The sequence below is a fragment of the Flagellimonas ochracea genome (assembly GCF_009903685.1).
GTDB classification, from domain to species: domain Bacteria; phylum Bacteroidota; class Bacteroidia; order Flavobacteriales; family Flavobacteriaceae; genus Flagellimonas; species Flagellimonas ochracea.
This window is the reverse complement of sequence record NZ_JAAABI010000003.1, coordinates 269,528-290,197: the sequence shown is the minus strand read 5'-3', so window position 1 is coordinate 290,197 and position 20,670 is coordinate 269,528. Positions and strand designations below refer to the sequence as shown.

General features: G+C 40.6%; 20 protein-coding genes. 16 read left to right on the top strand and 4 right to left on the bottom strand.

Translation table 11 applies throughout. The annotated features are described in order from the left end of the window. Window positions 1-67 precede the first annotated feature (67 nt). Entirely contained in the window at window positions 68-2,698 is a 2,631-nt protein-coding gene (locus GTQ34_RS11330; protein ID WP_166523917.1) for a valine--tRNA ligase, read from the bottom strand. Window positions 2,699-2,892: 194 nt separating this feature from the next. Here GTQ34_RS11330 and GTQ34_RS11325 point away from each other — a divergent pair, with 194 nt between their 5' ends. Beyond that, the gene (locus GTQ34_RS11325) at window positions 2,893-3,282 is read left to right on the top strand and encodes a DUF1573 domain-containing protein (RefSeq protein WP_166523916.1); all 390 of its coding nucleotides are present in this window, start codon (window positions 2,893-2,895) and stop codon (window positions 3,280-3,282) included. A 51-nt stretch (window positions 3,283-3,333) separates the two neighbouring features. On the opposite strand, the gene GTQ34_RS11320 is transcribed toward GTQ34_RS11325, so the two are convergent. Next, complete coding sequence (locus tag GTQ34_RS11320; RefSeq protein WP_313790453.1) at window positions 3,334-4,674, bottom strand: aspartyl protease family protein; 1,341 nt, start codon at window positions 4,672-4,674, stop codon at window positions 3,334-3,336. Window positions 4,675-4,823: 149 nt separating this feature from the next. On the opposite strand from GTQ34_RS11320, the gene GTQ34_RS11315 reads away from it, so the two are divergent. From GTQ34_RS11315 to GTQ34_RS11275, 9 genes are all read left to right on the top strand, one after another. Continuing rightward, window positions 4,824-6,017 carry a pyridoxal phosphate-dependent aminotransferase gene (locus GTQ34_RS11315; RefSeq protein ID WP_166523915.1) on the top strand — a complete coding sequence of 398 codons (1,194 nt, stop codon included), beginning with the start codon at window positions 4,824-4,826 and terminating at the stop codon, window positions 6,015-6,017. Further along, the gene (gene murB, locus GTQ34_RS11310) at window positions 6,014-7,030 is read left to right on the top strand and encodes a UDP-N-acetylmuramate dehydrogenase (protein ID WP_166523914.1); all 1,017 of its coding nucleotides are present in this window, start codon (window positions 6,014-6,016) and stop codon (window positions 7,028-7,030) included. Before GTQ34_RS11315 ends, murB begins: the two co-directional genes overlap by 4 nt. Window positions 7,031-7,225: 195 nt before the next feature. Next, a complete protein-coding gene (locus tag GTQ34_RS11305; RefSeq protein ID WP_166523913.1) occupies window positions 7,226-7,792 on the top strand; it encodes an RNA polymerase sigma factor in 567 nt (188 codons plus the stop codon). Beyond that, complete coding sequence (locus GTQ34_RS11300) at window positions 7,789-8,547, top strand: anti-sigma factor (protein ID WP_166523912.1); 759 nt, start codon at window positions 7,789-7,791, stop codon at window positions 8,545-8,547. The genes GTQ34_RS11305 and GTQ34_RS11300 overlap by 4 nt, the downstream gene beginning before the upstream one ends. A gap of 76 nt (window positions 8,548-8,623) precedes the next feature. Continuing rightward, window positions 8,624-8,833, top strand: a complete 210-nt coding sequence (locus GTQ34_RS11295; RefSeq protein ID WP_166523911.1) for a membrane or secreted protein — start codon at window positions 8,624-8,626, stop codon at window positions 8,831-8,833. A gap of 32 nt (window positions 8,834-8,865) precedes the next feature. After that, entirely contained in the window at window positions 8,866-9,426 is a 561-nt protein-coding gene (locus tag GTQ34_RS11290) for an RNA polymerase sigma factor (RefSeq protein WP_166523910.1), read from the top strand. Between the two features lie 61 nt (window positions 9,427-9,487). Continuing rightward, the gene (lipA, locus tag GTQ34_RS11285) at window positions 9,488-10,363 is read left to right on the top strand and encodes a lipoyl synthase (protein ID WP_166523909.1); all 876 of its coding nucleotides are present in this window, start codon (window positions 9,488-9,490) and stop codon (window positions 10,361-10,363) included. Window positions 10,364-10,384: 21 nt separating this feature from the next. After that, complete coding sequence (gap, locus tag GTQ34_RS11280; RefSeq protein ID WP_166523908.1) at window positions 10,385-11,395, top strand: type I glyceraldehyde-3-phosphate dehydrogenase; 1,011 nt, start codon at window positions 10,385-10,387, stop codon at window positions 11,393-11,395. 53 nt (window positions 11,396-11,448) lie between these two features. Beyond that, window positions 11,449-13,617 carry a response regulator gene (locus GTQ34_RS11275; RefSeq protein WP_166523907.1) on the top strand — a complete coding sequence of 723 codons (2,169 nt, stop codon included), beginning with the start codon at window positions 11,449-11,451 and terminating at the stop codon, window positions 13,615-13,617. On the opposite strand, the gene lpxK is transcribed toward GTQ34_RS11275, so the two are convergent. Further along, the gene (lpxK, locus tag GTQ34_RS11270; protein WP_166523906.1) at window positions 13,614-14,615 is read right to left on the bottom strand and encodes a tetraacyldisaccharide 4'-kinase; all 1,002 of its coding nucleotides are present in this window, start codon (window positions 14,613-14,615) and stop codon (window positions 13,614-13,616) included. The genes GTQ34_RS11275 and lpxK overlap by 4 nt on opposite strands. A gap of 48 nt (window positions 14,616-14,663) precedes the next feature. Here lpxK and GTQ34_RS11265 point away from each other — a divergent pair, with 48 nt between their 5' ends. The 3 genes from GTQ34_RS11265 to GTQ34_RS11255 all read left to right on the top strand — a co-directional run bounded on the left by GTQ34_RS11265 (window position 14,664) and on the right by GTQ34_RS11255 (window position 16,992). Then, on the top strand, window positions 14,664-15,758 hold the full coding sequence (locus GTQ34_RS11265; protein ID WP_166523905.1) for a Nif3-like dinuclear metal center hexameric protein: 1,095 nt from the start codon (window positions 14,664-14,666) through the stop codon (window positions 15,756-15,758). 5 nt (window positions 15,759-15,763) lie between these two features. Further along, window positions 15,764-16,543 (top strand): zinc ribbon domain-containing protein, encoded by a 780-nt coding sequence (locus GTQ34_RS11260; RefSeq protein WP_166523904.1) that lies wholly within the window; start codon window positions 15,764-15,766, stop codon window positions 16,541-16,543. A 62-nt stretch (window positions 16,544-16,605) separates the two neighbouring features. Beyond that, the gene (locus GTQ34_RS11255) at window positions 16,606-16,992 is read left to right on the top strand and encodes a DUF4174 domain-containing protein (protein ID WP_166523903.1); all 387 of its coding nucleotides are present in this window, start codon (window positions 16,606-16,608) and stop codon (window positions 16,990-16,992) included. Between the two features lie 108 nt (window positions 16,993-17,100). On the opposite strand, the gene GTQ34_RS11250 is transcribed toward GTQ34_RS11255, so the two are convergent. Then, the gene (locus tag GTQ34_RS11250) at window positions 17,101-18,459 is read right to left on the bottom strand and encodes an FAD-dependent oxidoreductase (protein ID WP_166523987.1); all 1,359 of its coding nucleotides are present in this window, start codon (window positions 18,457-18,459) and stop codon (window positions 17,101-17,103) included. Between the two features lie 139 nt (window positions 18,460-18,598). Here GTQ34_RS11250 and GTQ34_RS11245 point away from each other — a divergent pair, with 139 nt between their 5' ends. Genes GTQ34_RS11245 through GTQ34_RS11235 form a run of 3 tightly spaced genes read left to right on the top strand, consistent with a single transcriptional unit; the run spans window position 18,599 to window position 20,667 of the window. Continuing rightward, window positions 18,599-19,252, top strand: coding sequence for a flavin reductase family protein (locus tag GTQ34_RS11245; protein ID WP_166523902.1), 654 nt, complete (start codon window positions 18,599-18,601; stop codon window positions 19,250-19,252). Continuing rightward, a complete protein-coding gene (locus GTQ34_RS11240) occupies window positions 19,233-19,394 on the top strand; it encodes a DUF2256 domain-containing protein (protein WP_166523901.1) in 162 nt (53 codons plus the stop codon). Before GTQ34_RS11245 ends, GTQ34_RS11240 begins: the two co-directional genes overlap by 20 nt. Further along, on the top strand, window positions 19,369-20,667 hold the full coding sequence (locus tag GTQ34_RS11235) for a DASH family cryptochrome (protein WP_166523900.1): 1,299 nt from the start codon (window positions 19,369-19,371) through the stop codon (window positions 20,665-20,667). Before GTQ34_RS11240 ends, GTQ34_RS11235 begins: the two co-directional genes overlap by 26 nt. The last annotated feature ends 3 nt before the right edge of the window (window positions 20,668-20,670 follow it).

The following is a 20,670-nucleotide window of genomic DNA, read 5'->3' as shown; positions in this document are numbered from 1 at the left end:
ACTTCTATGTTAAACTTTCAAAAAGATGATTCCCTATTCATCAAAATCCCTTGAAAACACTTAAGATTTATCCCAAACTGGCCAAACTTTTTTCCAAAGTGTCAATTTTAGCTTCGGCATCGGCAGCTTTTTTCTTTTCCATGGCCACCACTTTTTCGGGGGCATTGTTCACAAAGCGTTCGTTGCTCAATTTCTTTTGCACGGATTGTAAAAATCCACGGGTATAGTTGAGCTCTTCGGTAAGTTTTTGAATTTCTGCTTCAATGTCCACAGCTCCACTTATCGGAATAAAATACTCGTTGCTTTTTACGCGAAATGTCAAGGCACCATCCATACCCATATTTATCACCTCCAACTTGGAAAGATTGCCCAACTTGGTAATAATGGCATTCATTTTTCCAGAAACATTTTCGGAATTCAATACAAATAGCTCCAGTGTCTCTTTCTGAGGGATGTTCTTTTCCTTTCGAATGGTACGTATGCCGGCGATTACTTCAGCTGCAAAATCAAAATCTTTAATTAGGGCAGGGTCGGTATCACCCACCTTTGGCCAATTGGCAACTATCAAGGCTTGTTCAGGAGTGCGTTCTGCCATATGTTGCCATACTTCCTCGGTCAAAAAAGGCATGAAAGGGTGCAACAGCTTCAGGTTATCTTCAAACAGTTTTATGACGGCATCAAAAGTAGTTTTGTCAATTGGCTTTTGATAGGCAGGCTTCACAATTTCCAACAACCAGGAACAGAAATCGTCCCAAACCAATTTATAAATTGCCATTAGCGCATCTGAAATGCGATACTTTGAAAAATGGTCATCAATTTCGGTCAATGTTTGGTTCAGTTTGGCCTGATACCACCCGAGTCCAATCTTAGCTGCTTCAGGCTGAGGTAAATCGGCCACTTCCCACCCTTTCACCAATCGAAAGGCATTCCATACTTTATTGGCAAAATTAGCTCCCTGTTGACAAAGTGATTCGTCGAACATAATGTCGTTGCCCGCTGACGAACTCAACAGAAGACCCACGCGAACGCCGTCGGCTCCAAAATCCTTAATCAGTTTTAAGGCATCGGGTGAGTTACCCAATTGTTTGGACATTTTACGCCGTTGTTTGTCCCGTACCAATCCAGTGAAATATACATTTTCAAAAGGACGTTGTCCCCGATATTCGTAGCCAGCCATAATCATTCTGGCGACCCAAAAGAAAATAATGTCCGGTGCAGTGACCAAATCACTGGTTGGATAGTAGTAGTTTACCTCCTCATTATCTGGTTCCAGAATGCCTCCAAAAACACTTATGGGCCATAACCAAGAGGAAAACCAAGTATCCAACACGTCTTGGTCCTGCTTCAGATCGTTTAGCTCCAAGTTGGAATTTTTGGATTTAGCTCTGGCCAGATCCAAGGCTTGTTGAGGTGTCTCCGCAACTACAAAGTCCTCCTTGCCATCACCATAATAATAGGCAGGGATCTGCTGTCCCCACCACAATTGTCGGGAAATATTCCAATCCCGTATGCCTTCCATCCAATGGCGATACGTATTTTCAAACTTTTTAGGGTAAAATTTGATGTCCGCTGTCTTTAACACCCCTTCAAGGGCAGGTTTTGCCAACCTGTCCATTTTAAGAAACCACTGATCTGATAAACGTGGCTCTATTACTGCCTTGGTACGTTCAGAAGTTCCCACTTTGTTGGTGTATGGCTCCGTTTTCACCAAAAACTTCTTTTCCTCTAGTTCTTTGACTATTTCATTGCGTGCAACAAAACGGTCCTTTCCCTCGTAGTGGAGGCCGTTGGCATTCAACGTGGCATCTTCATTAAAGATATCTATGATTTCCAAGTTATACTTATCCCCCAAATTCTTGTCATTTTCATCATGGGCTGGGGTAACTTTAAGGCAACCAGTTCCGAACTCTACGTCCACATATTCGTCCTGGATAATTGGAATCGCCCTGTTGCAGAGTGGGACTATTGCTTTTTTACCTTTTAAATGCTGATACCTTTCATCATTAGGGTTGATGCATATGGCAGTATCTCCTAAAATAGTTTCTGGTCGGGTCGTGGCAATCACTACTTTTTCTTCCGAGTCTTCTATAGGATAGGCCAAATAATACAGCTCCCCTTGCCTTTCTTCATGAATGACCTCTTCGTCTGAAAGGGTCGTTTTGGCTTCAGGATCCCAATTTACCATCCGAAAACCTCTATAAATCAATCCCTTTTCATATAAATCAACAAAAACCTTTATCACAGAGGCAGACATATCATCATCCATGGTGAATTTAGTGCGGTCCCAATCGCAGGAACAACCCAATTTTTTTAGTTGTTGAAGAATTACCCCACCATATTCATTGGTCCAATCCCAGGCATGTTCAAGAAATTCATCCCTGGTCAAATCGGCTTTGTCCACCCCATTCTCCTTCAACTTGGCCACCACTTTGGCTTCCGTGGCTATGGAAGCATGGTCCATTCCGGGTACCCAGCATGCATTTTTGCCCAAAAGCCTTGCTCTACGAATCAATACATCTTGAAGAGTATTGTTCAGCATATGCCCCATATGGAGCACTCCGGTAACATTTGGAGGCGGAATCACGATGGTATAGGGTTCCCTTTGATCTGGTTTAGAACTAAAATACTGGTGCTTGGTCCAATAGGAATACCAATGTTCTTCTACCCTTTGAGGTTCATATTTTGATGGAATGTCCATTTTTCGGTATAGTTTTTGTCGTTTGGAACCGGATAGGTCTTTTTGAGGAGATGCTTCATGTTAATTTGCACTTTTCTTCACTTGAGGGCCAATCCAGAAATACGAAACAAAAATAAGTAACGTTATTACATAACAAAAGAATTTTGGATGTAGGTGGGAAAACATTTACATTTGAGGTTCACCCAAAACTATAAATGATGAAAAGAACTGTACTCATGTTATTCGTCGGGCTGCTCTCTTTGGGGATTTATGCCCAAGATGCAACAGCGAAAATCGAGTTTAAAAGTGAAACAATCGACTACGGAGAAATTTCCAAGGGAAGTGATGGAATCCGTGTTTTTGAGTTTACCAATACCGGTACCGCACCTTTGGTAATTAGCAATGTAAGGTCCAGTTGTGGCTGCACTATACCAAAAAAGCCAGAAGAACCGATTTTGCCTGGAAAAACAGGTCAAATTGAGGTTAAGTATGATACCAACAGGATTGGTCCTATACGAAAAGCCATTACAGTGACTTCCAATGCGGACACGCCTACTAAGGTGTTAAAAATAAAAGGAACGGTAAAGGCAGAAGGCGCTAAATAAGAAATAAGAATATTAATAGATAAAAAAAAAGCCCCATAAAATGGGGCTTTTTTAATCATCATCAAATACTTTCTTAAGGACAAATGTGAAGAGCATGTCCTTGTTATAGCGCTCTATTAGTACTTTTATTCGCTTGCCTTCTTTCTCGTTAAGCATTTTTAGGACTTCCTGCAGCTTGTAACGGTATATTCTTTTACCGTTCACAGCAAGGATGACATCCCCCTCTTGCAATCCGGCCTCTGCGGCTGGGCTTCCAGCTCTAATACCCGATACAATAATTTCAGGTACCAAGCTTAATCGAGTCTTATTCTCCAATAATATCTGGACATTTCCAAAGGTGGATTCATCATCGCGCACCACACCTCTGGAATCTGCTATTCTTTCTGCAATATAGCGCAAGCCATTGTGCTGTAAATCAATGCCAGCCAAGTTATAGTGAAAAGGATCTCTGAAATTATTATTTTTCCTTAACGTAACCTGTTCTCTTGGATAGTCGAAGACAATGTTGAACCGCTTCAAGATTTCACCCCCTACACTTCCGTTACGGTCCCCAAGATTTTTTGCAAATCCGAAGGACTCTTGATAAGGAAAGGCAGCCTTGGCATCCTTGAGCTCAAAATCTCCTATGCGAACACCGTTCACTTTGGCGCGTTTACCAAAAATATCGCCACTTAACCCTCGACCCAAATAATCCTCATAGTTTTTTTCAGGAATCTCAAGCCCCTTTTCCGGTTCATGAAACAGCCAAAGTGCATCTCCACTACCCGTATCCACCAAAAGTTTAACCGGTATATTTTCAGAATCTTTTATCAATACGGTTCCTTCCACGTACGCTTTTCTATTTTGTATGGACAATGGAAGGGTCTGTGACCTTTTATGCGGAGCATGGTCATATAATTCTGGATTATGAAGCTTTATATATTGAGAACCGTAGTTAATCTCCACTATAAAATCCCGAAATAGCTCATACCCCAAGATTCCATGGACAGGAATGCCCAGGGAAGTTGAAAAATTAATTTCCTTATCCAAAACCACGAACAAATCCTGATCATAATTCTTGGCCTTGCCTAAAGCAAATTTATTACCAGAAGAGCTCAGGGCCTTCATAGGTTCTCCGTCCCCCAACCCCCGAATGGTCACTTCAGAAACATTGTTAATCTGCAAAGAATCCTGGTCTGAAAGATTGAAGAGTAAAGGTCTACTTACACCAGAGTCCAATACAAAGGTTAAATCCGCCCCATTGATTTCAACGGGTATGACTATCAAATTGCTGATAAGTTCAAAATTGATCTTTTGAAACTTTTGATTTTCAGGCAAACGAAAACCTTGTGCTGAAATCGAAAATGGTATCAGCATTAAAAGAAGTGCAATAAAATGTAGCTTTTTTTTCAATTTGCTTACTTCTAACAGGTTATCTATCTTAAATATACAAAATAATCAAAGAGCACTGCTTATTTTTAACATTCCCCTAACCTGCTAAATAATGGTAGAATCTGTTGTTTTCGAGTTCAGGTTTTACCATTTTTGCTTAAATTTTCCATATGCCAAGTATCTCAGAAAAAGGAAGGCGAATGCCTGCCTCACCCATACGAAAATTGGTCCCTTATGCTGAAGCAGCTAAAAAAAGGGGTGTTGAGGTTATCCATCTCAACATTGGGCAACCCGACATCAAAACTCCCAAAATAGCTCTGGATGCGGTAAAAAACAACACTATCGAGGTCCTTGCCTATAGTATGACCGAAGGTTCCGAAGCGTACAGAAACAAAATAGCGGTATACTATGCAAAAAATGACATCCATGTTTCTGCTGATGATATCATCGTCACTACTGGAGGTTCTGAAGCACTTTCCTTTGCCATGGGAACCCTTATGGATAAAGACGATGAAATAATTATTCCTGAGCCTTTTTATGCCAATTACAATGGTTTTGCCACCGCAATGGGGATTAATGTGGTACCCATTGAGTCTAAACTCGAGAATAATTTTGCGCTACCGCCCATTGCGAACTTTGAAAAACTGATTACCCCAAAAACCAAAGCGGTGCTTATTTGCAATCCCGGTAACCCAACGGGATATCTTTATAGCCAGGAGGAAATAAAACAATTGGCGGAACTGGTAAAAAAGCATGATCTTTTCCTCATTGCCGACGAGGTGTACCGAGAGTTCACCTATGATGGAAGGCAGCATTACTCCATTTTACAAGAAAAGGAACTGGAGGAATATGCCATTATTGTAGACTCCGTCTCCAAAAGATATAGTATGTGCGGGGCACGAATTGGGTGTTTGGTCTCCAAAAACCAGAATGTCATAAAAACAGCTTTAAAATTTGCGCAGGCACGGCTGTCTCCCCCAACCTTGGCACAAATAGCCAGTGAAGCCGCTCTGGACACGCCACAGAGTTATTTTGATGATGTTATTGAAGAATACATGTCCCGAAGGGACATTCTGGTTTCAGAACTTCAAAAGTTGGACGGGGTTAAAGTAGCCGTTCCCCAAGGTGCTTTTTATTGTGTGGTTGAACTCCCCATTAAAGATGCGGATGAATTTGCCCAATGGATGTTGGAGAAGTTTGAAATGGAAGGCAGCACCGTAATGGTAGCTCCGGCTGCAGGATTCTACGCTACCCCAGGTTTGGGTGAAAACCAGATACGAATTGCCTATGTCCTAGAGAAAGAAAAACTAATTAAGGCTGTATTTTTATTGGGCGAGGCCCTTAAACAGTACCTCAGCCAGTGAACATCCAAGAGAACATATCCTTAAAACCGTATAATACGTTTGGTATTGATGTTAATGCAAAATTTTTTGTGGAAATCACTGGCCTGGTGCAATTACAAAAAGTGCTTGAGCTCAAGGCCTACCCCAAAAAATTTGTTATAAGTGGCGGTAGCAATCTATTGCTGACCAAAGATATTGATGCATTGGTGATGCACATCAACCTAAAGGGCAAGACCATTGTAGAGGAGGATGAGTATTCCGTTGAAGTGAAGGCCATGGCCGGAGAAAATTGGCATGAATTGGTGATGTGGTGTTTGGAAAACGGATATGGTGGATTGGAAAACCTTTCGCTGATTCCTGGAAACACAGGAACGGCCCCTATTCAAAATATTGGTGCTTATGGTGTTGAGCTTAAAGATGTATTTGTAAGCTGTGCTGCCATGGAGATAGCTTCAAGAGAATTGGTTTCGTTTGATTTGGAAGCATGCAAGTTCGGATATCGTGATTCCATTTTTAAGAAGGAAGCAAAAAATAAATATATCATTACGTCAGTTAACCTTAAATTGACCAAGAAGAACCACATTTTGAATACGGGATATGGCGCCATTGAAGAGGAACTCAAAAAGCAGGGCATCGTTTACCCTAAAATAAGGGATATTTCCAACGCTGTCATAGCCATAAGACAAAGCAAATTACCCGACCCCAAAGACTTGGGGAATAGTGGTAGTTTTTTCAAAAATCCGGTTATAGCCAGAAAAAGATTGGATAAAATTTTGAAGCGTCATCCAGACATGCCCCATTATGAAGTAGGTAAGGACTATTTTAAAGTTCCGGCAGGGTGGTTGATTGAGCAATGTGGATTTAAGGGAAAAAGGGTTGGTGATGCCGGTGTACATGAAAAACAGGCGCTTGTACTTGTAAATTATGGCAATGCAACAGGTAAGGAAGTGTTGGATTTAGCACATAAAATTCAACAAGAAGTGATTGAAAAATTTGGCATAACTATTGAACCAGAGGTGAATGTCATAAAATAACCCCCGCATTGAAACAATAACGGGGGTTATACCAAACCAAACTAACCAAACTTATAAACTCTTACGACAAAGCGTCCATTTACGCATTTATTAAATGTTTCAATAATGCTTTTTAAGCCGTAACGTTGTAGTATATACGATTTAAACCTTATTTTAGATTTTGCCCCCTATAAATTTTACCTTAAGTAGCCCAAAATGAGCACACTAATTGAGAGACATATTGTTTCGCTCCTTGCAGAAAAGGACGATAAGGCAATTTCTTTACTTTATGAAAATTATGGGGACACCTTGTTCGGTGTGGCATACAAAGTAGTAAAAGATGAAGAGTTGGCTCAAGATGTGCTTCAGGAAAGCTTTATTAAAATCTGGAAAAAAGCAGATACCTACGATGCCTCCAAGGCCAAATTGTTCACTTGGTTATTTCGGATTACAAGGAACACGGCCATCGATAAATTACGAAGCCTCAACAATAAAGCAGATAAAGAAGTCCAAATCGATGCTTCTAACGTATATAATGTTGGAGTAGAAAGCATAAAGCCGGAACATCTGGATATTCAAAAAAATCTGGATAAAATAGAATCCAAGTATAGAATTGTTCTGGAGGCTCTTTTTTTTGAAGGAATGACACAGCAGGAGGCAAGTGATGAATTGGACATTCCCTTGGGAACAATAAAATCTAGACTTAAAATTGGGTTGAGAGAGCTTGGAAAGATATATGGCGCTGCAATGAGTCTACTTTTTATAATACTAACGATGCCATGAAAGAAAAAGTAAAACAGTTTTTAGATTCGGACATCCTTGAGAAATACCTCTTGGAAGATACCAACAAAGAGGAAACTGCCAAAGCAGAGCGATATATAACTATGTATCCCGAAGTAAGGGAGGTCTATAATGAACTTCAGGACAATTTGGAGGCTTTCGCCAAAATATATGCGAAGAAAACCCCAGAAGGGTTAAAAGAAATCATACTGCATAGTGCCAGAAAAGAAAAAGTGGCCAACAGAAAGCTCCTTCGTTACGCAGTGGCCGCAAGTGTGGCCATTATGCTGTTTGCCGGTTCCTCCTATTTCTTCTGGAATCAGAACAAGACCCTACAACAAGAAAACACTCTTGTCACCAATAAAATCAAATATTTGGAGGATAACATGAAGGATCAGTTGGCCGATATGAGAAACCAATTCATCGTTCTTAATAATCCAGATACAAAAAAATATGCCTTGAGGGGAAAAAGAGAAGGAAAAGAATTGAAAGCGGTCGCCTACATCAATCCCGTAAAAAAGCTTTCCTATATCAACGTGAGCAACGTTCCTAATCTACCCGAAAACAAATGCTTTCAAATGTGGGCCGAAGTCAACGGAGAGTTAGTGAATTTGGGCGTCATCAAACAATTTGATGATAAGGATAAATTACTGGCACTACCCTATGCGGACAATGCCATAGGCTACATTACTGTGGAGCCGGAAGGAGGCAACTCGGCCCCAACAGTGGAGAATATCGTGGCCAACATCAACTACTAGGCATTACCCTTAAAGTATCCTTAAACCGCGTTCTCTTTTATTGGGGTATTTCGTACCTTTGCACAAAAGTTGGAACATGAAGTTAGCATTTTTGACCATTGGAATCTTGGCATTGGCTTTTGCCGGCATTGCCATAAAAATTTGGTCTAAAAAAGATGGTAAATTTGCCGGAACCTGTGCGAGCCAAAGCCCATATCTTAACAAACAAGGAGAAGCATGTGGATTTTGCGGAAAACTTCCCGACGAGCAAGATTGTAAAAAGGACTCTATTCCCGAGCTTCAATAAATTCTTGCCAACCTAGGTAGAAAATAACATTTTTGGGAAACACTGATACTTCAATCAAAGAAACCATACAAAAGGCGAAACAAGGAAATCAAATTGCCTTTAGCACGCTGTTGGATACCTATTGGAATGAAGTTTATGCCTTTCAGCTGTTGAGAACAAGAAATGAGAATGACGCCGAGGACATTACCATCCGAACGTTTTCCAATGCATTTGACAAGATACAGAGCTATGATGAAGCCTACGAGTTTAAAACCTGGCTGATCACGATATCGAAAAATCTGCACGTTGACCTTATCAGAAAAAGAAAAAGAAGCCCCATAGATGGTATGGATACCCAAGAAGATGCGGTGCGGAAAGTGCTTGATGAAACCCCAACTGTGGAAGACAGGCTGATCACCGAGCAAAATCTTGCTAATTTGTTGCAAGACATCAAAAAATTGAAACCCCACTACCAAAAAGTGATCAACCTGCGTTATTTCAACGAAATGTCCTATGCCGACATTGCAAAAGAACTTAACGAACCAGTCAATAACATCAAGGTAAAACTGCTAAGAGCCAAAAAGCTGTTGGCGGAAATCATCAAGAAGAAGTGACCCTGCTTCAAACCCCAACTTTCCTTGCCAGTTTCTTATCTTTGCAAACCAAATTGAGTTTATGAGCACCAGTGTAGCAGAAAACGTTATACCACCCAAAGGAAAACCAAAATGGTTACGGGTCAAGCTTCCAACAGGAAAAAAATACACCCAGCTTAGGGGATTGGTGGAAAAATATGACCTCCACACCATTTGTACCTCTGGTAGCTGTCCCAATATGGGAGAATGCTGGGGAGAAGGGACCGCCACCTTTATGATTCTGGGAAACATTTGTACCCGTTCCTGCGGATTTTGCGGTGTAAGAACCGGAAGACCAGAAAATGTGGATTGGGCAGAGCCTGAAAAAGTGGCTCGCTCCATCAAAATAATGGGTATTAAACATGCCGTACTTACTTCGGTAGATAGGGACGACTTGAAGGACATGGGGTCGATTATCTGGGCCGAAACCGTGAAAGCGGTGCGACGCATGAACCCAGAAACCACTTTGGAAACCTTAATTCCCGATTTTCAAGGAATAGAAACCCATTTAGACCGGATTTTACAGGTGGCTCCCGAAGTTATTTCACACAACATGGAAACGGTAAGAAGACTTACCCGAGAAGTTCGCATACAGGCTAAGTACGACCGTAGCTTGGGCGTTTTGGACTATTTAAAGAAAAATGGCGCTAACAGAACAAAATCTGGAATAATGCTGGGATTGGGCGAACAAGAAGAAGAAGTTATCGCCACTATGGAAGATTTAAGAAGTGTAAATGTTGACGTGGTAACCATAGGTCAATATCTACAACCCTCCAAAAAGCACCTTCCTGTCAAGCAGTTTATCCTGCCCGAGCAGTTTAAAAAATACGAGGAAATTGGGCTAAAAATGGGATTTAGGCATGTGGAAAGTGGTGCTTTGGTACGTTCTTCGTACAAAGCCCACAAACATATCCACTAGGAACATACCGATTGCCAAGAAATGAAAAAAATCAATATTGGAATAAACGGGTTTGGTCGTATCGGAAGAACGCTTTTTAAGCTACTTCATGGACATCCCCATATTTCCGTTGTTCTGATTAACGACCTCGCCGATGCCAAAACCTTGGCACACCTTTTAAAATATGACAGCATACATGGCCCATTTGGTGCATCGATTAGCGCAGAAACCGATGCCATAGTGGTGGACGGGCAAAAAATTAACGTAACCAATCATAGCCACCCAAAACAAATTGATTGGGAAGATTTTCAGGTGGAAATTGTCGTGGAGGCCACTGGAAAGTTCAAAAAAAGTGAGGATTTGGAATACCACCTCAAAAATGGAAGTAAAAAAGTAATACTCTCGGTTCCACCAGAGGATGAATCCATTAAAATGGTGGTATTGGGCGTAAATGAAGAAAGCATTGAAGCAAGCGATACCATCATCTCCAACGCCTCATGTACTACCAACAATGCCGCTCCAATGATAAAAGTAATCAACGAACTGTGTGGCATTGAACAAGCCTACATTACCACCATACATTCCTTTACTGCAGACCAACGCCTGCATGATGCACCGCATCGTGATTTACGAAGGGCCAGGGCGGCAACACAATCCATAATTCCTACAACCACGGGAGCAGCCAAGGCCCTGACCAAAATTTTTCCCGATTTATCACAAGTAATTGGAGGATGTGGCATTCGAGTACCAGTACCCAACGGATCATTGACCGATATTACCTTCAACGTTAAGAAAGAGACCTCGATTGAGGAAATAAACGCTACCTTTAAGCATTACGCTGAAAATCAACTGGAAAAAATCTTAAACTACACGGAAGACCCCATTGTTTCCATTGATATAAACAATAGTTGTCATTCTTGTACGTTTGATTCTTTGATGACCTCCGTTATTGGAAAAATGGTAAAAGTCATCGGTTGGTACGACAATGAAACTGGTTATTGTTCCAGAATAGTTGATTTAATGGCTTTGCTTATAAAGAAAAAATACATTTGACCTCAAGTTTACCACACAAAAGTATAGGTGCCCTTGCACCGTTTCTACTGTGCATGTTAGCATGCATACAAATTTCCTTTGGTCAAAACAATATCAATACCACAGCAAAGGCGCAGTCCATTTTTGACGAATTTACCGAGTACAGGCATCAAAACAAGATTGATAAGGCCTTGGAAAAATTGGATGAAGCTGCTGAAATTGCCGAAGACAGTGAAGATGCCAAATTATTATTGGACACCTATCATCAATATGCCAGATTGTTTCTGGAAGAAGGTGACAGGGAAACGGCAATCTTTTATTGGGATCGGGCCAGTATTCTGTTGAAGGATATCTCATATTCCTACGGTCAGGCTTTCCACCTTTATCTAGATGCCGCTCTACGCTTTGATGAAGGCAACAATTTTCAATCGTTAAAGGCCTTGGAAGAATCAAGGATGCTGAGCAATAACAGGAATCTGAGCAACAACATATTGCTTTTGGAAGCCTACATCTATACCAATATTGAAAAGTATGAAGACGCGATAAAAAACCTTCATGCACTTATCGTGAACTCAGATGATAAGGAACGGCCCTACCTTGCTACACGGGCCAATATACAATTAGCCAAAATCAGTCTAGGCCTTGGTGATTTGGACGAGGGCATCATCCATTCCAAGGCGGCCCTTGAATTGGCACAAAAACATGGATTTGCAAAACAGATAAGAACCGCCAACGAACAGCTTTCAATAATCTATGAAAAAACAGGCAGTTACGACCAATCTTTGTTTTACATAAAGGCTCTCGAGAAAATAAAAGATTCCATTTTTAATATTGAAAAAACCAAACTTGAGGCCAAAACAGCTGATCGAATACGATTTGAGCATCAAATGAACGAAATAAACAAGCTCACGGCCAGAAATGAGGAGTTGAGCGAATCCAAGAACCGTTCAGAAATCACGGCCATACTCACTTCAGCTTTTCTAACCATAATTTCCCTGTTGGCTGTTTCACTCTTTAGAAACAATCAGATAAAGCTTAAGACCAACGATTTATTATACACTAAAAATAAGGAATTGGAGTTGGCAAGGGATTCCGCAGTATCAGCCATGGAAGCCAAAACCAACTTTTTGTCCACGGTAACCCACGAATTGAGAACTCCGTTGTATGCTGTTACTGGACTGACCCACTTGTTATTGGAAGAGAATCCGGCTGAACACCAAAAAGAACATCTTAAATCCCTAAAATTCTCTGGAGAATACTTGCTGAACTTCATTAATGATATTCTCCAAATCAACAAAATTGATGCCGACAAACTAGAGCCGCTTAGTGTTGAGTTTAAATTGCACAAGGTACTCACCGATGTAGTAGATTCTTTGCAGCAAAATGCGAACGAGAACAAAACCAAGCTCATATTGGATTATGACCCCAATATTCCCCAGCATCTATTGGGAGACCCAATAAAGATTTCACAAATATTCATGAATCTTGTTGGGAACGCACTTAAGTTCACAAAAAATGGAAAGGTCGAGGTCATTGCCAAAATGTTGGACAAGAAAGAAGACCAAGTAAAACTATACTTTGAGGTAAAAGATAATGGTATCGGAATCTCTGAAGATCAACAGAAAAATATCTTCGATAGTTTTGAACAAGGCTCCATACAGATTAACCGTGAGTATGGTGGAACGGGCCTTGGTCTTACCATCGTAAAAAGCTTATTGGGAATCTTTGGTAGTACCATCCATCTGGAAAGCGAACTGGGAGAAGGAAGCTCATTTTTCTTTGAGTTGGATTTAAAATGTGATGCCGATGCTCAAGAAGAAGAAGTTGCCTTTGAACTAAATCCTGAGGAATTTGAGTTTAAGGGTCTGCATGTATTGGTAGTGGAGGATAACAAGATCAATCAGGTAATCACCAAGAAAATGCTTACCAAAAAGGAAATTACCTGCGATATTGCCAACAATGGCAACGAAGCCATTGACCTGGCCAAGACCAATACCTACGATGCCATTTTAATGGATATACACATGCCAGGGATAAGCGGTGAGGAAGCTACCCGCCAGATACGCAAGTTCGACCAAGATATTCCCATTATCGCATTAACGGCCATTTCTTTGGATGATAGCTTGGACAGCTTCTATCAGGCTGGCTGTAATGATGTGGTAACCAAACCCTTCAAACCCGAAGTCTTTTATCAAAAAATCGGGGAGAATATCTTCAGAAAAAAAATGGAAGGTTCGGTTTAGAGTATTTCCTTAATACTGCTTTCCAAGATTGCCCTGTCCTTATCGGTATCAAAACGATGCGCAATTTCCAAGTAATACAGGTTTTGCAATCTGCCCATTAATCGAACGTAATCTTTTTCTGTGGTCAATACTATTTCATAATTGTTGAAGGATTCAATGTCCCTTTCCGAAAAATCATGATGATCCCTAAACTTAAAATGTTTAAAATCCAGACCCTTTGACTTTAGAAACTTTACCAAAGGTTCTGGACGTGCTATTCCAGTTACCAAAGCAATGTTGGCATTCTTTAATGCAGAAAGAGGAAGTTGTTCGGAACCACTTGACTTTACCACCTCAGCATAGGCCAGATGGGCAAAGAGTACTTTCTGGCGGGGTTTTGGATTGAATTTTTTTGTGATTTCCTTGCGTTTGGTCGTTGATATGTTCTCAGGAGACTTGGTCACAATAATCAAATCGGCTCGGCTGGCCTCCCGTTTACTATCCCTTAGATCCCCCGTGGGCAGATACCAATCATCCTCATAAAGTGAATCAAAAGCAGTCAACAAGATAGAAAAACGTGGCTTGACTTGTCTATGCTGAAAAGCATCATCCAACAAAATAATATCTGGTTGGACCTTGGATTCTAGTTGGGTTATCCCGTTACGTCTGTCCGCATCAACAGCAACAATTACGTTTGGGAATTTCCGATACAACTGAAACGGTTCATCACCTAAATCGTGAACTGTATGATAGGACTTTGCCAATACAAACCCTTTGGATTTACGCTTGTAACCCCTACTCAGTATAGCAACTTTGTTTTCCCCCAACATCCTAACCAAAAATTCAATCATGGGGGTTTTGCCCGTGCCGCCGACGCTGAGATTGCCAACGCAAATCAAAGGAGTGTCAAAAGTAACTGAACGAAGTACTCCCGAATCAAACAAAAAATTTCTAATATGAACGACCAATCCATAGATGATGGAAATGGGAAATGCCAATAAACGAAGTAATCGTTGCATGGCGCGAAATTATAATATTTTATCTTTAGCCCTGGTAATAAATAATAGATGACTGTAAAGGAAGTAAGCGCACTATGGGAAGAGCTGGCTCCCCTGGCCCATGCGGAGAGCTTTGACAACGTTGGGTTGTTGGTCGGTGACCCCAACATGCATGTTAATGGAATACTTGTAACCCTGGACACCCTCGAAAGTGTGGTAGATGAGGCGATTGAAAAAAAATGCAATCTTATCGTAAGCTTTCACCCCATCATCTTTAAGGGACTCAAAAAGCTGACGGGGAGTAATTATGTGGAACGAGTTGTCATTAAGGCCATTGCGAACAACATAGCCATTTATAGCATGCACACCGCTCTGGACAACAGTATGATCGGCGTAAACTCCAAGATTTGCGAGGTTTTGGATATCAAAGACCCTAAAATACTCATTCCAAAAGAGCGAACCATTAAAAAACTGACCACTTATGCTCCCTTAGTGGAAGCAGAAAAGGTAAAACAAGCCCTTTTTGATGCAGGTGCAGGGGAGCTAGGAAATTATAGCAATTGTAGTTTCAGCACGGAGGGCATAGGAAGTTTTAAAGCCAGCGAAAAAGCTAATCCAAGTGTTGGAAAAGTGGGCGCGGTACACTTAGAAAAAGAAGTACAGATCAATATGATTTTTTCTTTTGAAAGAGAACAAGATATTTTGAACGCGCTCTTCACCTCCCATCCTTACGAAGAAGTCGCCTATGAAGTTTTGGTCCTAGAAAACACCAACCAAGACCTGGGCATGGGTATGGTGGGCACACTTGAAAATGAAATGGACGAAGCGGACTTTTTGAATCAGGTTAAGGCAAGAATGAACGCTGGAATCATCAGGCACTCCAGATTGTTGGGCAAAAAGGTAAAACGAGTTGCTGTTTTGGGGGGAAGTGGAGCTTTCGCCATCGCAGCTGCCAAAAGCTCAAAAGCAGACGTATTCATTACCGCAGACGTGAAATACCATCAGTTTTTTGAGGCTGAAGGAAATATTGTGATTGCTGATATTGGGCATTTTGAAACTGAGCAGTTTACTAAAGATTTATTGGTTGATTATCTTACAAAAAAAATTCCTAATTTTGCAATCTCTTTATCGGAGAGCAATACAAATCCCATCAAGTATTTATAAAACATATGGCGAAAAAAAAGGAAAGCACTGTAGAGCAAAAGTTGAGAGCATTGTATGATTTGCAACTTATTGATTCCAGGGTTGATGAAATTAGAAATGTAAGAGGAGAACTTCCCTTGGAAGTGCAAGACTTGGAAGATGAAGTGCAGGGGCTTAAAACCCGAATTGACAAATTGAAGACGGATGTGGAGACCATCAATTTCGAAATTGCAGCCAAGAAAAACTTAATTGAGGAATCAAAAGCACTTATTAAAAAATACTCCGAACAACAAAAGAATGTAAGAAACAGCCGTGAGTTCAATTCGTTGACCAAAGAGGTGGAGTTCCAAGAATTGGAAATTCAATTGGCTGAAAAAAACATTAAGGAGTTCAAAGCCCAGATTGAGCAAAAGAAAGAGGTTATTACTGAAACCAAAGAAAAATTAACCGAAAGAGAAGGACACCTAAAGCATAAGAAAGGGGAATTGGATGCCATTTTGGCCGAAACCGAAAAAGAAGAAAAGGCACTTCTTAAAAAATCAGAAGAATTTGAGCAACAGATAGAAGAACGCTTAGTAAATGCCTACAAGCGCATTCGCCATAACGTTAAGAACGGTTTGGCGGTGGTTCCAGTGGAAAGGGGTGCTTCTGGAGGTTCTTTCTTCACTATTCCTCCCCAGGTGCAAGTTGAGATTGCTTCACGCAAAAAAATAATTACAGACGAACATAGCGGTAGAATTCTAGTTGATCCCATGTTGGCAGAGGAAGAACAGGATAAAATGCAGAAAATGTTTTCCAAACTATAAACTGGTCTTCGAAAAGTATAAGAGCCATCCGATCGGATGGCTTTTTTTGTATCTTTTATGTAATGAGAAAAATATTTTTAATACTTATAATTTTTGTTGTCATACCCATGAATGCCCAAAATCTATCCGATTATCGTTGGAAAAAGAGACTGGTCCTTTTGGTCAGTTTTGATTTTGAGTCCAGTCTGGTTAAATCACAAATTCAATGCCTTGAAAAAACTTCTATAGAGCTGAAAGAACGAGATATGCTTATGTTAAAATTATATCCAACGGATCAAAAACTCACCGTTTTCAATATTGGAAATAATTTTGAAGGGGTTTTGCTCATAGGAAAAGACGGTGGTCTAAAAGCTCGTTATCCCTACGTAGTGAAACCCAATACCCTTTTTGAGCTGGTTGACAGTATGCCCATGCGAAAATCGGAAATGCGGAAAAAGAAAGGGCGTTAAATACACCGAAAGAGTTGCTCTTATACTTAAATACTGCTGTGGAAACAAAAAACAGAAATATTTGTCATTTCTCAATCGTCGCTGTGCGCCTCATTTCAAAATGACAATCTAATGTCCTTCAATATTATTTAAAAGCCCCAATAATTTTTTCTCTACTGCCTCAGAATCCCATTGCTCCTCAATATTGGGCATTTGCATAATCTGCTGCATAATTTCTTCTTGTCTATCACCAATTGCCAAAGCCTCTGCATAAGGCCTCTCCGAAAATGTCACCCTACTGTAGACCGGTATCCATTTATCAGGATGTCTTTGTGCAAATCGTTTTTCAATTTTCTTCTGAAGCAAAAATTTGGGGTCAGCCGTTTTACTGCTCATCTCAACAAAGTTCCTGTAGCTAAGTTCTGCAATGGCATCTGCATTGGGTTTACGTTGCTCTTGGTATAGCTTAAATATGGTGTCCCAGTCATCTCCATGAGTCTCCATAAGTTGGTTGAGCATAAAAATATCCTCAAAACCTGCATTCATACCTTGTCCATAAAAGGGTACTATAGCATGCGCCGAATCCCCGACCAAGGCCACTTTGTTCCAGTAGGTCCACGGATAGCATTTCATAGTGACCATGGCACTAGTTGGGTTTTTAAAAAAATCACTGGTCAAATTTTCGATTTCCTTCCTAACATTTGGAAAATATGTTTTGAAGAATCCCGTTGCCTCGGCCTTATTGGTGATTTTTTCAAAAGAGACCTCTCCTTCAAACGGAAGGAAGAGCGTACAGGTAAAGCTACCATCGATATTGGGCATGGCTATGAGCATAAACCTGCCCCTTGGCCAAATATGAAACGAATTCTTGTTCAATTTGTGGGTCCCATCGGGGTTTGCCGGAATGGTCAACTCCTTATATCCGACATCCAAAAAATCCTGGGAATAATCAAATCTACTCCTTCGTTGCATTTTGTGCCTGACCCTAGAAAAGGCTCCGTCACAGCCAAAAATAATGTCAAATTGATATTCCTTCCACTCACTTTTTTCTGATTCTCCAGTGAATATCTTCGCATCGGGCAAGCTAACATCCCAAACTTTCTCATTAAATCGGAATTTGGCACCCGCCTCTTCCGCAAAATCAATCATTTTTTTGTTGAGTATTCCCCGGGAAATGGACCAAATGGCCTCTCCTTCCTTTCCGTATTTCTGGAAATAAACAGGCTTCTCATTCACATGCATGGCCCTTTTGTCCAAAGGAATGGCAATTTCCTTGATGCGTTCTTCCAAGCCCACTTTGCGCAACGACTTCCATCCCCTATTGCTCATCGCCAAATTGATAGATCTTCCTGAAAACTCAATGGTCCTAATATCTGGCCTACGATCAAACACAGTAATCGTATGTCCTAATTTCCGTAAATAAATGGCTAAAAGCGAACCCACCAATCCAGAACCGATGATCGCTATATTTTTAGAGGTCTGTGTCATAAATGCCCCCAGGGCTCTTTCTTGTTGAACATCAAAAATAAGCAATTTGAAAATTGGCGATAATCCCCTCTAAAAAACAAAAAAAAGGTTAAACATTCATTTTTTGTTTATTCTTTTTGTATTTTTATTAAACAAATATATGAAGTACTTTACCAAAGCAGACTTGGAACATCTGCCGTCACGTCAGCGATCTCATTTGATCAATTCAATTTCGGGCTATAAGTCGGCCCATTTAATTGGCTCCTCTTCACTTTCAGGGAGTACCAATCTGGCTGTTTTCAATTCCGTTTTCCATTTGGGCAGTAGCCCTGCACTTCTCGGTTTTATTTTAAGGCCTTTAACCGTGGAAAGGCACACATATGACAATCTAAAGGCAACCTCAAGTTATACCTTGAATGCGATAACAAAAGAAATGTATCGAGAGGCACATCATACCTCAGCAAAATATCCTGTGAACATATCTGAATTTTCAATTACCTCTTTTGAGGAAACCTACAAGGATGGCTTTTCAACTCCCTACGTGAAGCAGAGCCCGGTTCAAATAGGATGTCGCTATGTGAACGAGTACACTATCAAGGAAAATGGATGTATTATGGTAGTAGGTGCAGTTGAGCACATTTATGTGGCTTCCGAACTCTTGCACCAAGACCATTGGGTACACCTAGATCGGGCCAACATCATGTCTATAATAGGTCTTGATGGCTATGCATTGCCAAAAATACTGGATCGTTTGGAGTATGCACGCCCCAACCAAAAGTCAAAATCCCTTTTGAATGGCCCACAAAAAGATTAACCTTCCCACTAAAATATGTGTTGTCTGTAAAAGGCCATTTTCTTGGAGAAAAAAATGGGAAAGCAATTGGGATGAAGTGAAATATTGCAGTGAAGGTTGCAGAAAATCAAAACAAAATGCAAAACAACCTGATTTGGTTTAGGAACGATTTAAGAGTATCTGACAATCATAGTATAATGAAAGCCTTTAAGGGCGATAAGGTCATAGCTGTCTATTTCTTTGATCCCAGACATTATGAAACAAGTACTTTTGGCTTCAAGAAAACCGAAAAATTCAGGGCTAAGTTTCTTTTACAAACGGTTACCCAACTTCGAGGAAACCTCCAAAGACTTAATATCACTCTCTTTGTATATCACGCCAAACCCGAAGCGATTCTTCCAAACTTGGTTAGTGACCATCAAATTGATACCATTTTTCTCCAAAAAGAATGGACCAGTGAAGAAATCAAGGTCCTGCATGAAGTTAGAAAAAATTTAGGCTCGAAAATTTCATTCGTAGAGACTTTTGGCCAGTTTTTGTTCCATCCAGAGGATATACCATACCCCACCTATCAAACCATCCCCAATGTTTTTACGCATTTCCGAAAAAAATGTGAGAAAGTGATTGCCGTTCGACCTACGCTTCCCGCAATTCAGCCCAAAGGGAAATATAACCTTGTTGAGAACGACACGGTGCTTCCTTCTTTAAAAGAATTGGGACTTGAAGATTTTGAAACCGACAGCAGAAGTGCCTTTCCCTTTAAAGGGGGAGAAAATGAAGCGAAGAAACGGCTTGAAAACTACTTTTGGGAGACCAAAAAATTGGCTTTCTACAAACGGACCCGTAACGGACTGATTGGGACGGATTACAGTTCCAAATTTTCTCCATGGCTTGCCAATGGGAGCATCTCCCCTAGAACTATCTACTGGGAAGTAAAAAAATTTGAGGACCAAATTGAAAAAAACAAGGATACTTACTGGTTGATTTTTGAACTTATCTGGCGTGATTTTTTCAAATACATTTCCCTTAAATATGGAAATCAAATATTTAGGATTGAGGGTATTCTGGACAAAATATACTCATGGGGCAGTGATGAAAAAACAAAAAATGCATGGATTGGAGCTCAAACTGAAGACCCTTTTGTGAATGCCAACATGGAAGAGTTAAGGTTTACTGGTTGGATGAGCAATCGTGGACGACAAAACGTCGCCAGTTATTGGTCCAAGCATTTAGAGCAGGACTGGAGGATTGGTGCAGCCTACTTCGAATCCTTGCTTTTGGATTATGATGTGCACAGCAACTGGGGAAATTGGATGTACAACAGTGGTGTTGGCAACGACCCAAGAAATAGAAAGTTTAACACAAGACGACAAGCAGAAATGTACGACCCAAACGGTAAATTTCAGAAGCTTTGGCTACAACCCACTTTATTTTGATTT